At 70.1% G+C, this 14340-nt stretch carries 18 protein-coding genes; 8 read left to right on the top strand and 10 right to left on the bottom strand.

All coding sequences use genetic code 11. From position 1 onward, the window contains the following. Positions 1-15: 15 nt before the first annotated feature. From msrB to BLT23_RS28145, 3 genes are all read right to left on the bottom strand, one after another. Positions 16-438 carry a peptide-methionine (R)-S-oxide reductase MsrB gene (gene msrB / locus BLT23_RS28155; RefSeq protein WP_090054211.1) on the bottom strand — a complete coding sequence of 141 codons (423 nt, stop codon included), beginning with the start codon at positions 436-438 and terminating at the stop codon, positions 16-18. Between the two features lie 78 nt (positions 439-516). Beyond that, positions 517-807 (bottom strand): hypothetical protein, encoded by a 291-nt coding sequence (locus tag BLT23_RS28150; protein WP_090054209.1) that lies wholly within the window; start codon positions 805-807, stop codon positions 517-519. A gap of 48 nt (positions 808-855) precedes the next feature. Beyond that, positions 856-1809, bottom strand: a complete 954-nt coding sequence (locus BLT23_RS28145) for an asparaginase (protein ID WP_090054208.1) — start codon at positions 1807-1809, stop codon at positions 856-858. Between the two features lie 100 nt (positions 1810-1909). Between BLT23_RS28145 and BLT23_RS28140 the strand changes: the two genes are divergently transcribed. Next, positions 1910-2557, top strand: coding sequence for a GntR family transcriptional regulator (locus BLT23_RS28140; protein ID WP_090054206.1), 648 nt, complete (start codon positions 1910-1912; stop codon positions 2555-2557). Here BLT23_RS28140 and BLT23_RS28135 read toward each other — a convergent pair. Continuing rightward, entirely contained in the window at positions 2554-2937 is a 384-nt protein-coding gene (locus tag BLT23_RS28135; protein WP_090054204.1) for an SsgA family sporulation/cell division regulator, read from the bottom strand. The genes BLT23_RS28140 and BLT23_RS28135 overlap by 4 nt on opposite strands. Positions 2938-3050: 113 nt before the next feature. Next, a complete protein-coding gene (locus BLT23_RS28130; protein ID WP_090054202.1) occupies positions 3051-3719 on the bottom strand; it encodes a TetR/AcrR family transcriptional regulator in 669 nt (222 codons plus the stop codon). A gap of 97 nt (positions 3720-3816) precedes the next feature. Here BLT23_RS28130 and BLT23_RS28125 point away from each other — a divergent pair, with 97 nt between their 5' ends. Further along, positions 3817-4731 carry an SDR family NAD(P)-dependent oxidoreductase gene (locus BLT23_RS28125; RefSeq protein WP_090054199.1) on the top strand — a complete coding sequence of 305 codons (915 nt, stop codon included), beginning with the start codon at positions 3817-3819 and terminating at the stop codon, positions 4729-4731. Here the strand turns inward: BLT23_RS28125 and BLT23_RS28120 are convergent. The 3 genes from BLT23_RS28120 to BLT23_RS28110 are packed head-to-tail and all read right to left on the bottom strand — an operon-like array spanning position 4718 to position 7758. Further along, positions 4718-5431: a MaoC/PaaZ C-terminal domain-containing protein gene (locus tag BLT23_RS28120; protein ID WP_090054197.1), complete on the bottom strand. Its 714-nt coding sequence runs from the start codon at positions 5429-5431 to the stop codon at positions 4718-4720. The genes BLT23_RS28125 and BLT23_RS28120 overlap by 14 nt on opposite strands. Then, a complete protein-coding gene (locus BLT23_RS28115; RefSeq protein ID WP_090054195.1) occupies positions 5432-6601 on the bottom strand; it encodes an acyl-CoA dehydrogenase family protein in 1170 nt (389 codons plus the stop codon). A gap of 11 nt (positions 6602-6612) precedes the next feature. Continuing rightward, positions 6613-7758 (bottom strand): acyl-CoA dehydrogenase family protein, encoded by a 1146-nt coding sequence (locus tag BLT23_RS28110; RefSeq protein ID WP_090054193.1) that lies wholly within the window; start codon positions 7756-7758, stop codon positions 6613-6615. Between the two features lie 40 nt (positions 7759-7798). On the opposite strand from BLT23_RS28110, the gene BLT23_RS28105 reads away from it, so the two are divergent. The 5 genes from BLT23_RS28105 (at position 7799) to BLT23_RS28090 (ending at position 11243) form a co-directional block, all read left to right on the top strand. Next, entirely contained in the window at positions 7799-8398 is a 600-nt protein-coding gene (locus BLT23_RS28105) for a TetR/AcrR family transcriptional regulator (protein ID WP_090054190.1), read from the top strand. A 9-nt stretch (positions 8399-8407) separates the two neighbouring features. Beyond that, positions 8408-9412 (top strand): non-homologous end-joining DNA ligase, encoded by a 1005-nt coding sequence (gene ligD, locus BLT23_RS28100; RefSeq protein WP_090054188.1) that lies wholly within the window; start codon positions 8408-8410, stop codon positions 9410-9412. Between the two features lie 305 nt (positions 9413-9717). Further along, a complete protein-coding gene (locus tag BLT23_RS28095; protein WP_218133918.1) occupies positions 9718-10521 on the top strand; it encodes an RHS repeat-associated core domain-containing protein in 804 nt (267 codons plus the stop codon). Between the two features lie 25 nt (positions 10522-10546). Continuing rightward, positions 10547-10717 (top strand): hypothetical protein, encoded by a 171-nt coding sequence (locus tag BLT23_RS40990; protein ID WP_176946959.1) that lies wholly within the window; start codon positions 10547-10549, stop codon positions 10715-10717. Positions 10718-11042: 325 nt separating this feature from the next. Further along, on the top strand, positions 11043-11243 hold the full coding sequence (locus BLT23_RS28090) for a hypothetical protein (protein ID WP_090054186.1): 201 nt from the start codon (positions 11043-11045) through the stop codon (positions 11241-11243). A gap of 1 nt (position 11244) precedes the next feature. On the opposite strand, the gene BLT23_RS28085 is transcribed toward BLT23_RS28090, so the two are convergent. Continuing rightward, complete coding sequence (locus BLT23_RS28085) at positions 11245-11709, bottom strand: hypothetical protein (RefSeq protein ID WP_143036073.1); 465 nt, start codon at positions 11707-11709, stop codon at positions 11245-11247. Between the two features lie 96 nt (positions 11710-11805). Between BLT23_RS28085 and BLT23_RS28080 the strand changes: the two genes are divergently transcribed. Beyond that, the gene (locus tag BLT23_RS28080; protein ID WP_090054182.1) at positions 11806-12486 is read left to right on the top strand and encodes a DUF6319 family protein; all 681 of its coding nucleotides are present in this window, start codon (positions 11806-11808) and stop codon (positions 12484-12486) included. Positions 12487-12777: 291 nt separating this feature from the next. Here the strand turns inward: BLT23_RS28080 and BLT23_RS28075 are convergent, their stop codons facing one another. Beyond that, positions 12778-14280 carry an alpha/beta hydrolase gene (locus BLT23_RS28075; RefSeq protein ID WP_245744263.1) on the bottom strand — a complete coding sequence of 501 codons (1503 nt, stop codon included), beginning with the start codon at positions 14278-14280 and terminating at the stop codon, positions 12778-12780. Positions 14281-14340: the final 60 nt, after the last annotated feature.

Below are 14340 nucleotides of genomic sequence, written 5' to 3'. Positions count from 1 at the left end.
CTCACGACCAGTCTCCTATTCGGACGGAACGAGTTTCAAGGAAACGGAGTTGATGCAGTACCGCTGGTCCGTGGGGGTGGGGTAGCCCTCACCCTCGAAAACGTGTCCGAGGTGGCTGTGGCACGTGGCGCACAGCACTTCCACGCGCTTCATCCCGAGCGTCCGGTCCTCGCGCAGCAGGACCGCGTCGCCCGCGAGCGGGGAGAAGAACGACGGCCAGCCGCAGTGCGAGTCGAACTTGGTGTCACTGCGGAACAGCTCCGCGCCGCACGCACGGCATTCGTAGACGCCCTCGGTCTTGGTCTCGGTGTACTCGCCCGTCCAGGGACGCTCGGTGCCGGCCTGGCGCAGCACCGCGTACTCGGCGGGGTTGAGCTGGGCGCGCCATTCCTCTTCGGAACGCACGACTTTCGGGGTGGCGCCGACAACAGGTTCCATGTCTCTTTATAACGCCGCGGGTGCCGTGAGGCTTCCCGGTGGCAGAGGCGCGCGAGAGCCGTAAGACCTCGACAAGGGTCAGAAGATGATGGTGATGATGTCACCGAGCGCGAACCAGATCGTGAGGATCACACCGAGCAGGATCAGGCCCACGACGACGACGGCCAGCATCCGCCGGTGCCCGGTCGTGCGGTTCGCCGAGTCGGCGAAGTCCCGGACGCCGTCCAGGTAGCCCTCGACCGTGAAGCCGGGGCGTTCCCGCTTCATCCGGTCGAGGTGCTCGGCGAACGCCTTCGTCTCGGGGTCGTGCGGATCGAGACCGATCAGTTCCTCCTGGAACTTCTCGCGCTCGTCCTTCGGCTCGCCCATGAGCCCCAGTTTAGTGGCTCAGCGCTCCCGGAGCCGCCGTGACGGGCGTCAGCTGGCCACGGCGAGTGACGGCCTGACGGCGCCGACGGCACGCCCGTGACCGAGAACCGGCACCGTCGCGAGGTCCTCCAGTCCGCTCACGTCCACGCCGAGCCGCCTCAGCACCGCGACCATCACCACCGCGCGGGCGCGCGACGACCCGTCCGCGATCTTCAGCGCGACGCCCTCGCCGGTGGGCAGGCCCACCGCGTAGACGCCCTCGGCGCCGTCCTTGGCGATGACCCCGGGGAGTGCCCTCATCAGCGCGGTGACGTCCCTGCCGGTGCCGCCGACCCACTCGGGGTGGGTGTTCATGGCGGTGGTCACGCGGTGTTCCAGCGTGCCGGGGGCGGCGCTGGCCAGCCGGCCGAACGCCCTGGCGAGACCGGTGAGGCTGATGGCGAAGATCGGGGCGCCGCACCCGTCGACACCGACCTGCGCGACGGGCTCGCCCGCCACGTCCTCGATGGTGGCGCGCGTCGCGACCTGCAACGGGTGCGTGGGGTCGAGGTAGGTCTCGGTGGACCAGCCGTTGGCGACGCAGGTGGCGAGCATGGCGGCGTGCTTGCCGGAGCAGTTCATGTACTTCGGGGCGGCACCGAGGCCGCGGGCGAGGTGCTGGGCGCGGGCCTGCTCGCCGATCGGGAGGTCCGGCGTGCAGCGCAGCGCCTCCTCGCCGAGACCGGCGGACGCGAGGATGCGCAGAGCGCCCTCGACGTGGAAGTCCTCGCCCGAGTGCGAGGCACAGGCCAGGGCGAGCAGCTCGCCGTCGAGGTCGAGGCCGCCGCGCAGCATCGCGAGGGCCTGCAAGGGCTTGTTCGACGACCGCGGGAACGTGACGTCACCCGGCCGTCCGACGGACAGCACGGGGGAGCCGGACGGATCGGTCGCCACGACGCTGCCGTGGTGCACCGACTCCAGGAAGTCGCCCCGCCAGACCTCGGCCACAACCTCGTGTCCCACCGTCACCCTCCTCCGGACGCAGACTGCCAACTGTCGACAGTTGACATGTTCGCTAGTTTAACGACCGGACAGCCGCCGCCGTCCAGATCAGGAGACGAAGGTGACACCCCCTCTGCACCTCAGCCTCGCCGGGCAGGCCGTGGACGTGCTGCGCGAGCAGGTGCTCACGGGCAAGATCCCGCCCGGCTCCCGGGTCAACGAGGTCGAGGTGGCGCAGCAGCTCGGCATCAGCCGCGGCCCGTTGCGCGAGGCGATCCGGCACCTGGCGTCCGAGCGGCTGCTCGTCCTGGTGCCGCACCGGGGCGCGTTCGTGCCCGACGCCGGTGCGGACGACGTCCGCGCGTTGTTCGAGCTGCGCACCGCGCTCGAATGCGCCGCCGCGGAACTGGCGGCGTCCCGCCGGACCGACGTGGACCTGGTGCGGCTGCGCGAGGTCTGCGCGGAGAGCCGCCGCAACTACCGGGCGGGGCAGCCGTTCCCGTACCGGCTGGACCTCGCGTTCCACCAGGCGCTGCTGGACGCGGCGCGCAGTCCGCACATCGCCGAGCAGGTCCGGCTCGTGCAGCAACGCGTGGTGCTGCTGCGCAGCGGGCTGGAGGACGACCCGTCGCACCAGCAGGCGTCGATGGAGGACCACGACGAGCTCGTGCGGGCGGTCGAGGACGGTGACGCGGCGAGGGCGTCGGCCGTGATGCGCCGGCACCTGTCGCGCGTCTGCGCGCAGATGCTGGCGAGCCTGGGGCGTTAGCGCAGCACGGTGCTCAGGAACGCGTCCGCGTCGAACCGCTCGGTTCCGGCGGGAACGAGCCGGTAGGTGGCGGCGAGGAACTTCTTCAGCGTGCTGGCCGGGAAGCGGAACACCGTGACGTGCTGCTCGGAGACGAGTTCGAGCACGGCTGTGCGGCCGGAGTGCGGCCTGACCCTGACGTCGCCGTCGCCCGCGGGCTTCGAGAGGCCCTCGGCGAGCAGGTCCCTGCCCATGATCCAGGTCGCCACGGACCCGCCGGAGTGGAACTTCATGGTCACCGCGAACGGGTCGTCGGCCTGGTAGATCAGTTCGGTCTCGACCGGGGCGGTGGTGCCGTTCAGCCGGACGAAGTCGAAGACGGTGCGTGACGCGACCCGCATCGGGACTCCCTGTGGTGTTCGTCTGTGTTCACAAGAGGTCACGTATTCCGCACCGGGTTGGTTCAGATTTCGTTGCTGTCATTGCCAATTGAAGCACCGGACGGTACAAGCGCTCACTCTGCGCGCGGCAGCAGTCCCAGCAGCGAGGTGAGGACCGCGAGCCGCAGGGCGGGCCGCAGCTCGACGCGGTGCACCGCCAGTTCCGGCTCCGACTCGTAGACCGCGAGCAAGCTCGGCGGCGGGGCCGAGTACCCGGACAGCGCGCCCGCGATCAGCAAGGCGTGCAGGCAGAACACCTCGGCGTGCTCGCCGATCTCGGGCAGGTGGCGCCGGAAGAGCTTTCCCATCACCGCGAGGTTCGCGAGCGACGTCCGCTTGTGCCGGCGGACCGACTCGACGGAGACGTTGTGCTCCAGCACCCCGCCCTGTGCGCCGAAGAGGTCGCACAGCACGGTCCTGGCCGCGAGCGACCGGCTGAGCACCTCGGCGGTCTGCTCGGCCCGCACCGCCATCGGCCCGTCCGGCGCGACGCCCTCGGCCAGTTCCCGCTCCAGCTCGGTGAGCCAGGACGCGGTGCGGTCGTCCAGCAGGTCGAGCAGCACGGCCTCGCGTGACTCGAAGTAGCGCAGCACCGCGGTCTTGGCCAGGCCGACCCGCCGGCTCAGCTCGTTGAGCGTCACCTCGGCCACCGGCATCTCGTCGAGCATCGCGGAGGCCGTGTCCAGGATCGCCCGGCGCCGGACCTCGCGCTGCTCCTCGGTGCGCGCCCGCTGGAACGTCATGCGGCCGATTTTAGGGTACCGCCGGTCCCTTGACACGGTACCGGCGGTACATTAGCGTTCCGAGCATAAGTTACCGGTGGTACCTAAGGAGACCGAGATGAAGTGGACCGAGCAGCAGATCCCGCGCCAGGACGGCCGCGTGGCCGTGGTGACCGGCGCGAACACCGGTCTGGGCTTCGAGACCGCCCGGCGGCTCGCTGAGCGCGGCGCGTCCGTCGTGCTGGCCGTGCGCGACGCCGAGAAGGGCAAGCAGGCCGCGGCGCGGATCAGCGGCGACGTCTCCGTGCAGGAGCTGGACCTGACGTCGCTGGCGTCGGTGCGCGCCGCGGCGGCGGACCTGCGCGCCGCCCACCCCAAGATCGACCTGCTGATCAACAACGCCGGTGTCATGTACACGCCCAAGCAGACCACCCAGGACGGCTTCGAGCTGCAGTTCGGCACCAACCACCTGGGGCATTTCGCGCTCACCGGGCTGCTGCTCGACCTGATGCTGCCCGTGCCCGGCTCCAGGGTGGTCACGGTCAGCAGCACGGGACACCGCATCCGCGCGGACATCCACTTCGACGACCTGCAGTGGGAGCGCTCCTACGACCGCGCCGCCGCCTACGGCCAGTCGAAGCTCGCCAACCTGATGTTCACCTACGAGCTGCAGCGCCGGCTCGCCCCGCACGGCACCACCATCGCGACGGCCGCGCACCCCGGGATCGCCAACACCGAGCTGGCCCGCAACAGCCCCGCCGTTGCCCGCGGACTGATCACCCTGCTCGCTCCGCTGCTCACCCAGCCCGCGGCGGACGGCGCGCTGCCAACCCTGCGGGCCGCCACCGACCCGGCCGTGCTCGGCGGGCAGTACTACGGCCCGGACGGAGTGGCGGAGGGACGTGGCCGTCCCAAGCTCGTCACGTCGAGCCCCGCGTCCTACGACATGGCCGTGCAGCAACGGCTCTGGGACGTCTCCGAGGACCTCACCGGGGTGCGGTTCCCGGTGTGCCAGGCCGTCAGCGCGGCGTGAGCACGACCCGGCCGACGAGCACCTGCCTGCCGTCCACGGACGTGCGGAACTCGCCGGTCGGCCAGTGCTCGACCCGGAGCTCGTCGCCGGGGAGCACGGGAGCGGTGAACCGGGCGTGCAGCTCGGTGAAGTCCTTGTCCCGCACGGTGATACCGAGCGTGGAGAGGCCGTGCAGGATCGGCCGCGGGAACCCGGCGCGGCGCGCGAACTCCGGGTCGTGGTGCATCGGGTTCACGTCACCGGTCTCGCGGTAGCGCACGGCCTGGTCCGGGCTGGTGAGGTAGAAGCTCGTCTCCGGTGCGGTGTCCGGCACCGCGAACGTGCGGGTCTCGCCGCGTTCGCCGCCGAAACCGCCTTCCCCCTTGAGGAAGCACGACGAGCGCGTCGTCGCGTGCTCCGACTCCCAGCGGCTCACGACGAGAGCGCCGGAACCCTTGTCGTGGATGTGTTCCACCGTCTTGGTGACGAGTGTGGAACCGGCCTCCGGCAACGGTCCGTGCAACCACAGCGACTGCTCGGCGTGCAGGACCTGCGTCATGTCCGCGCCGATCAGCCCGATCTGCGGTCCGCCTTGTTGCAGCAGGGGAATGGCGAACGCGGGGGAGAAGCCGCCGACCGCCGACGCGTACACCTCGGCGTCGCCGGACGACCAGGTGCGTACCTGTCGTTCGACGACGCCGAGGATGCGGTGGTCGAGCACTTAACCGAGGGTGCCACGCACGCTCGCGTGGCCCTTGAGCAGGTTCCGCGCGATCGTGCGGCGCTGGATCTCGTCGGTGCCCTCGTAGATGCGCAGCAGGCGCAGCTCGCGGTACCAACGCTCGATCGGCAGCTCACGGGTGTAGCCCATGCCGCCGTGGATCTGCAGCACGCGGTCGACGATCTCGTTGGCCTTGATGCCGCCGTAGAGCTTCGCGATCGACTGCGCCTGGCGCGAGTCCTGCTTCTGGTCGACGAGCCACGCGGCGTGCAGCACGAGCCAGCGCAGCGCCTCGATCTCGACGGCGGAGTCCGCGATCATCCACTGGATGGCCTGGTACTCGGCGATGGGCTTGCCGAACGTGACGCGGTTGCGGGCCTGCTCGACGGCCATCTCCACCAGCCGCTCGACGCTGCCGAGCGCACGGGCGGGCAGCAGGTAGCGGCCCTGGCCGATCCACTGCATCGCGAGGTGGAAGCCCTTGCCGACCTCGCCGAGGACGTTCTTCTCCGGCACCCGCACGTTGTCGAACACGAGCGCGGCGGGACCCCACTGGCCCATCGTGGGGATGGGCTCGGACTTCCAGCCCATGTCGCGGTCGACGAGGAAGCACGTGACGCCGCCGTCGGCGCCCTTCTCCTTGTCCGTCACGGCGAACACCATGACGAAGTCGGCCTCGTTGCCCTGGGTGATGAACGTCTTCTCGCCGTTGATCACCCACTCGTTGCCGTCCTTGACGGCGGACGTGCGGATGGCCTTGGCGTCACTGCCCGCGCCCGGCTCGGTGATCGCGAAGCACGACACCCGCTCGCCGGAGATCGTCGGCAGCAGGTAGCGCTGCTTCTGCTCCTCGTTGCCGTGGAACAGGATGTTGTCCGCGTAGCCGCCGAACCGGAACGGCACGAAGCTGCGGCCGAGCTCGGCCTCGATGAGGGCGGTCATCATCGCGCCGAGCCCCATGCCGCCGTACTCCTGCGGCGTGAGGACGCCGAAGAACCCGGCCTGCTTCGCCTTGTCCTGCAACGCCTTCAGCTCACCCTTGGCGAGACCGGGCTCCCCGGCGCGCTCCCGGCGCAGCACCTCCGGCTCCAGCGGGATGATCTCCTTGCGCACGAAGGTCCGCACCCACTCGCGGATCTCCTTCTGCTCCTCGTCGAGCGTGAAGTCCATTGCTCCCCTTTTCAGATGAACGCGTTCACGCCCGTGAGCGCGCGACCGATCAGCAGTTTCTGGATCTGGCTGGTGCCCTCGTAGAGGGTGGTGACGCGGGCGTCCCGCAGGTACTTGCCCACCGGGTACTCGTCGACGTAGCCGTAGCCGCCGAACACCTGGATCGCGTTGTTGGCGACCCGCACGGCCGCCTCGCTGGCGTACAGCTTGGCCATCGACGCCTCGGTGCCGAACGGCTCACCGCGGTCGGCGAGGTCGGCCACCCGCCACGTGAGCAGGCGCGCGGCGTCGGTCTCCACGGCCATGTCCGCGAGCAGCTCCTGCACGAGCTGGAAGCCCGCGATGGGCTTGCCGAACTGCTCGCGTTCCTTCGCGTACCTCAGCGCGGCTTCGAGCGCGCCCCGTGCGGCGCCGACGCACCCGGCGGCGACGGACATCCGGCCCTTGTCGAGCGCGCCCATCGCGACCTTGAAGCCCTGCTCGCTCAGCAGGGCGTCGTCCGGCACCTCGACGTCGTCCAGGGTGATCTCGGCGGTCGCCTGGCCGCGCATGCCGAGCTTGCCCTTGACCTCGGTGGCGGTGAAGCCCGGGGTGTCGGTGGGCACGAGGAACGCGGAGATGCCCTTCGGGCCGGGACCGCCGGTCCTGGCGAACACCAGCGCGACGTCCGCCCACGTGCCGTTGGTGATGAAGATCTTGCGGCCGCTGATGACGTACCCGCCGGCCGTCTTCGCGGCCTTGGTGACGAGGCTCCCGGCGTCGCTGCCGGTGCCGGGTTCGGTGAGCGCGAAGCAGCCGACCCGCGTGCCGGCCGTCAGCCCCGGCAGCCAGCGCTGCTTCTGCTCCTCGGTGCCGTGCTGGGCGATCGACTTCGCGACCAGGCCGAGCGAGACGGAGATGATGCCCCGGACGGCGCTGTCACCTCGGGCGATCTCTTCGAGCACCAGGCAGTAGGCGAGGTTGTCGCCGCCCGACCCGCCGTAGCGCTCGTCGACGCCCAGCCCCAGGAACCCGACCTCGCCGAGAGCGGGCACCAGGTCCCTGTCGATCGCCTCCTCGCGGTCCCACCGCGTGGCGTGCGGGACGATGCGGTCGTCGGTGAACCGCCGCGCCAGCTCCCTGAGCTGCCGGTGTTCCTCCGAAAGCGCCAGATCCACGACCCCTCCCGATTAACCGAACAGTGTTAGGTTAACTCACATGCCCCGGCCGAGCACCCCTCTTCTGAGCGCCGACCGCATCCGGTCGGCGGCACTGGCCATCATCGACCGCGACGGCCTGGACGGCCTGTCCATGCGCAAGCTCGCCGCGGAGCTGGGCGTGCAGGCCGCGTCGCTCTACGGCCACGTCCGCACGAAGGACCAGCTGCTGAACGACATCGCGGCGTCGATCCTCCAGCCGGTCGACATGTCGGGCTTCGACGTCGACTGGCGCGAGGGCCTCGTCCGGTGCGCCCGCTCCTACCGCGAGGCCCTGTCCGCCCACCCGAACATCGTCCCGTTCCTCGCCTACGGCCCGGCGGGCCGCGAGGAGTCGTTGCGCCGCCTGGACATCCTCAACGGCGCACTGGTGAACGCGGGCTGGTCCCGCCGCGAGGCCACGATGATCGTCGCCGGCCTGATGTTCATCGTGTTCGGCGCCGCGCTCAGCTCGTTCTCCAACGGCTTCTCCGCCGACCCGGCCGACTACGGAGACCGGTTCCCGAACCTCGACCGCGCCCACCTGCTGCCCGCCGTGGCCGCCGAGCTCGACCGCGACAGCTTCGAGCTCACGCTCGCGGCGTTCGTGCGGGGGCTCTAGTGTGCTGGCGTGGCTGCTGCGAAGTCGAAGGCGATCGAGCTCCAGGTCGGTGACCAGCTCGTCCGGGTGTCCAACCCGGACAAGCCGTACTTCCCCGAACGGGGCATCACCAAGGGCCAGGTGGTCGAGTACTACCGCACGGTCGCACCCGTCCTGCTGACCGTGCTGCGCGACCGCCCGGTGGTGCTCAAGCGGTTCGTCGACGGCGTCGAGGGCGAGGCGTTCTACCAGAAACGCGTCCCCAAAGGCGCCCCCGACTACGTCGAGACGGTCCAGGTGAAGTTCCCGTCCGGCCGCCCGGCCGACGAGATCTGCCCGACCTCCGAAGCCGTGGTCGTGTGGGCCGCGAACCTCGGGACGTTCGACTTCCACCCCTGGCCCGTCCGCCGCCCCGACGTGGACCACCCCGACGAGCTGCGCATCGACCTCGACCCGCAACCGGGCACCGACTTCTCCGACGCCGCCCGCGTCGCCGCCGTGCTGCGCGAGGTCCTCGCCGACGCGGGCCTGACGGGCTACCCGAAGACGTCCGGCGGACGCGGCATCCACGTGGCCGTGCGGATCAGGCCGGAGTGGGACTTCGTCGACGTCCGGCACGCCGTGATCGCACTGGCCCGCGAGGTGGAGAAGCGCGCGCCCTCGCTCGCGACCTCGGCCTGGTGGAAGGAAGAACGCGGTTCTCGCGTGTTCATCGACTTCAACCAGGCGGCGCGGGACCGCACGATCGCCTCCGCCTGGTCGGTGCGCGGCACCCCGCGTGCCACCGTGTCCACCCCGGTCACGTGGGATGAGCTGTCCACTGTGGACCCCGACGACTTCGATGTGCTCACTGTGCCTTCTTATCTGGCGGAGCGCGGTGACCCGCACGCCGGGCTGGACTCCGAGGCGTTCGGGATCGAGAAGCTGCTGGAGTGGTACGAGGCCGATCCCCGCGGGGAGATGCCTTACCCGCCGGACTACCCGAAGATGCCGGGGGAGCCGATGCGGGTGCAGCCGTCGCGGGCGAAGCGCTAGATCTGGGGCAACGTGTAGAACTCACGCACTGTGCGATCCAGCGTGGTGCCTGCTCGCCGGACATCTGGATGGATGACTGAGCGGCTCGCGGATCTTGCCGTGTCCTTCCGTCGTGAGCTGCGTGCCGCGGGCAAGGCCGAGCGCACGATCTGCGGGCAGTCGATCCGGTTCGTCCGATCAGGTGTTGTCACAGCCTGTGGGTTTGGCCCAGCGCGATTTTGAGCATCAAGGGATGCGCAGGGACCGGGGGGCCTGTCTGGGGAAGTATTTCACTGAGGGGACAAGATTTGTCACGCACTTCACCAGTGCGCCGCTTCATGCTGCGCGCTTTATCCCTGAGTGTGGCCGTCGTTCTGACCGCTGCGGTTCCTGCTGTTCTTCCGACGTCCACTGCGTCGGCGGCACCGGTTGTCGAGCAGGGATGGACGCCGGGCGAGGCGAATCGGACCGTGGTGGGAGGGGCGCCGCCTGCGGGCCGGGCCCGGCCCGCTGCGGATCAGCCCGGTACGGCCGGGGTTCAAAGCTTGTCGTGCCGGTCCTCGGCCTGGGGGGTGCTGCCGGACTATCCGATCGAACGGTTCCAGGTCAGTGATCGTCTTCAGTTCGGTGTGAACCTGTCCAACGGCAACCTCTGGATCGACCACCGCGACCTCACGATCCGCGGCACCGGGATCGACCTGACGCTGCGTCACTCCTACGGCTACGACGACGAGTGGTACATCAACGCCGCGGCGGGCACGAACCCGTTCCGCTGCGTCGGCGGCTACACCCTCAAAGGCGGCCTGACGCTGTTCGGCCACCGCTACTACAACTCCTCGTGGGGCCGCTTCACCGCACCGGACCCGACCCAGCAGGAGCGCAACCTGTACGCGTACGCCCAGTCCGACCCGATCAACAACACCGACCCGACCGGCGCCTACAGCGTGGACGACTTCAAGTCCGACATGGGCACGATCGCCGACACTGTGGCCGTCGTCGGCGTCGCAGGCGGTATCGGCGGGTGTGCTCTCACCGTAGCGGCCGGATGTCTGGCGGGAGCCGCCTCCGGTGCCTTCTACGGTGGCGTGGTTGGCCTTGGGCTCGGCATCGGAATCGTGATTTTCGGCTGATCTGGCAAGCGAAGGGACGATCTTCGTGCTGAAAGGCAAGCCGCAGGCGGCAGCAGTACTCGGTCTGGTGGTGATCGGAATTGTCGTAGGCGCCGTCGTGACAGTTCTCGACGTGCAGAAGCCGTGGACCTATGTGGTGATGGTGGTACTCGGCGTTGCCGCCGTGGCGTTCATGAGGTGGCGTTTCGATCGCTGAACGTGGCCCCGGACGTCGTCTCGCAGGGCATCTTCTGACTGAGGCCCGCGGCCGTTGTCAACCTTCGCGCCGTCCAGCCGTGCGCCGGCGTCGCGGGCGAACGCCGTTGAACGCCAACGAAAGCGCCGGAACGGTGATGGCGTACACGGTGCACGTCCACGCTGACTTGGTTCCTGGGGCGGATGCCGGAGGCACGCACGTTCGGCGAACCGGCCGCCCGGTGGTTCGGCGGGTGAGCCGACCGCCGGTGCGCCAACCGGTTGTACCCGGCTTGGATACCGCGAACCACCTCGTAGAATGGGAAGAACGCGAGAGGAGGTTCGCCGTGACGCAGCCTTATGTCGTGCGGTACGTCGGCGGTCCCCTCGACGGCCGTGTCGACTCACTGCCGGCCACGCCGGAGGTGCCCAGGCAGGTCGTGACGTACGTGCACCTGCATGCCGGGCCCAAGATCGTGCACATCTACGAGTTGTCGTACGCGGTCGAGTACGGCTGTGAGTACGTGCTGCGCGTCGAAGACGAGTGAGTCAGCGGGTGTGGTCGTCGTGCAACGTTGTGCGCAAGGCCAAAGAAGCCAGGTTGACCTGCCATGCGTGGCGCCAGCAGTCGGTGTCGTCGGTGCCGCACTCTGTGTAAGCCTCGCGTGACTGCAGGACTTTCACGATGCCTGCCAGCGTTCTGCTGTAGCGGCTGGAGTCCTCGCGCGACCGCAGTGCGGCGCTGAGGGCGGACACCAGGTCGGCCTGGGCGGAGATCCAGTCGGCGCATTCCGGTGAACGCGCTGTCGCCGGGCCGCACGGGTGTGGCGTGCGTTGTGCCGCGTCGAACCTGCGGTCCCACTCGTCGGCGGGGAACTCCACGGAGGTCGTGACGCGGGGGACGGGCGGGGGTTCGGGGGTGGTGCAGCCTGTCAGGACCGTGACAACAGCGAGAAGCGTCAGGCGCATCGTGGCCTCGCTCGGCGTCGGAGGGCTCGCCTCCAGTCCTACCACGCTGTGATGATCTTGAAATCGACCCTGTGCTCAGAATTGTCGGGGGTGTAGGGCATGCTGGGGCACAGGTGTTCGAGTGGTGGGGAGGGCAGCGCGATGGCGAAGAAGAGCGGGTTGTCGGCGGAGGACGTCGGCAGCCTGCGCTCGCAGCTCGACGAAGGCGCCCAGCCGATGGTGTGGTTCACGGCGGCTGCGGTGGGCATGGAGGAGGGGAGGTCGGCGAAGCTGCTCGCGGTCACCGATCCTCCCGAGGGCGACTTCATCCAGGTCCGGCCCACGGGCTCGAAGGACGAGATGTCCTTCTCCCCGGCCGAGCTGACGCTGGAGAAGCCCCCGCCGCGCAAAAAGCCGGCGACGCCGCCTCCGCCGCCGCCGGAGCCGCCGCGCACGACCGAGGTCATCCACCCCTACGTCCCGGAGGCGCCGGTGAAGCCCGCGGCCCCGAAGCCGAAGCCCGCGGCCGAGCAGGCGGCGCCCGCGAAGCCCGCGCGCAAGCCTGCGGCCAAGAACTCGGTCCCCGAGGTCACCGTCACGCTGGTGACGGCGGGGGAGGGCGAGTGGGTCGTCGAGGTCATGCAGGGCACCCGCAAGACGGTCCGCCCGACCCCGGTGGCACCGGCCGCCGTGGCGCAGGCCGCGAAGCTGCTCACGCCCGAGGTGGCCGAGATCGTCGAGGGCGTGCTGAACGCGGCGCGTGCCCAGCAGCTGGCCCGGGTGGAGCAGTTGCGCGCCGAGTTGGAGGCAGCGCAGAAGGCTCTCGAGGAGCTGGGCGCCTAGTTCGGTCACGGCCAGCGAGGTCTGGGGTGGTTGTCCCCTCGCGTTCGGGTGAGGGGCCTTCCCAGGGCTGGTGCCGGGGCGGACCGTGGAAAGCGCGGAGGTCCCGCGCAGAGGTCCGGCTTGGAGTTGGGGAGGCCCTGATGGGTACGTGTGGGTGCTGTTCCGGGTGCACGGGTCCCGGCTGCGGCTGTTGTTCCGGCTGCTGACACGAAGATTCGGCGGGGGCCTCTCGCACCACCGGTGCGGGAGGCCCCTGTGCCGTGAGTCAGAAGACCTTGTGCCCCAACAGGATCAGGGCGGGCAGACGGTGCCGTTCGACGGCACCTTCGCGTCGATCAGGTAGTCCCGCACCGCCGTGGTGGCGCACCCGGACAGGCCCAGCGCGCCGTGCCCGCTGCCCTGCCAGCCGATGAGCGCCGACCCCGGCAGCCGCTGCGCCGCGTGCTCGGTGCCCGATGCGGGCGTCTCCGGGTCGTGGGCGGTGCTCAGCACGACGATCGGCGGCGCGCTCTTCAGCGGGTCGAGCTTCTCCGCCTTGGGCGGCGGGAACGGGTTGCAGTGCAGCAGCCGGCGCGCGTGCAGGGCGCCGAACATCGAGTACTTGCCCTGCCAGTCGGCGCTCAGCGCTTTCACCCGGTCGGGTGGGATTCGGGTGGCGGTGTCGTTGCAGCCGATGATCAGGCCCGCGTCGAAGCGCGGCGGGTTCTCCTCCAGGTCGTTCACGACCGGGTTGAGGATCGCGAACAGGCCGCTCGCGTCGCCGCCGCGGGCCTTCACGATGGCGTCGCTCAGCGCGGGCCAGCGGCTGCGGTCGGTCAGGCCGGTGGTGATCGCGGTCAGGGCCGAGCCGGGGGTGAGGTCGATGTACTCGCCGCGGATGCGCTCCGTGCGCAGCTGGGTGAGCAGAGCCTGCACGTCCTCGCGCGGGTTCGCCAGGGCGCAGCCGCGGATCTGGCAGTCGCGGGCGAACGCGTCGAACGTCTCCTCCGCGGCCTTGGCGCGCGACTCCAGGACGCCGACCTGGTCGAGCGTCGGGTCGGGGGCGCCGTCGAGCACGGTGCGGCCGATGCGGCTCGGATAGCGCTGCGCGTAGGTGGTGATGACGCGCGAGCCCTCGCCCAGGCCGAGCGCGTTGAGGCGGGTCATGCCGAGGAAGTCGCGCAGGCGGTCCAGGTCGGCGGCGGCGCGCCACGAGTCGAACGCCGTCAGCCTGCCTTCGAGGTCGAGCACGCACTCCTGCGACGCCTCACCGGCGGCGACGACGAGGTCCGCCTGTTCGGAGTCGGCCGGGTCGAACTCCACCAGCTCGGCGCGCGTCGTCTGCGGCACGCACGCCAGCCCGTCCGAACGGCCCGTGCCGCGGCGGTCCACGCCGATGAGCGTGTACGTGCTGAGGATCTCCTCCGGCAACGTCGCCGCGAGCTTCGCCGCCTTCACGGTGCCGGGCTCGCCACCGGGGTCGGTCACCACGACCAGCGCGCTGTTGCCGGTGCCGACGCGCATCAGCGTGATGCCGATCGTGCCGCGTCCGGGACGTCCCGGCGGGTCTAGGACGGACGGCATGCGGGCGCACTCGTACGTCTGGTCACCCTCGGGGGCCTCGGTGCCGAGGCGGTCCTTCATCTGCTCGTTGCACGGCGACCAGGCCAGCGAGTCCTTCCGGTACTCGCCGACCGGCGGCACCGGCTGCGGCCCGGCGAGCGTGCTCTGGTCAGCCGGTCCGCTGTCCTCGCCCTTGACGGCGATCACCGGCCGGGTCGAGGGGCCCGCGCTGCACGCCGTCAGCACGCTCACTGCCAGTAGGGCCAAGGCAGCGCGACGCACAGAATTCCTCGCTCTCGTTCACACTCCGGG

It is taken from the genome of Lentzea fradiae, assembly GCF_900100955.1.
GTDB classification, from domain to species: Bacteria; Actinomycetota; Actinomycetes; order Mycobacteriales; family Pseudonocardiaceae; genus Lentzea; species Lentzea fradiae.
This window is presented reverse-complemented; position numbering and strand designations above follow the sequence as displayed.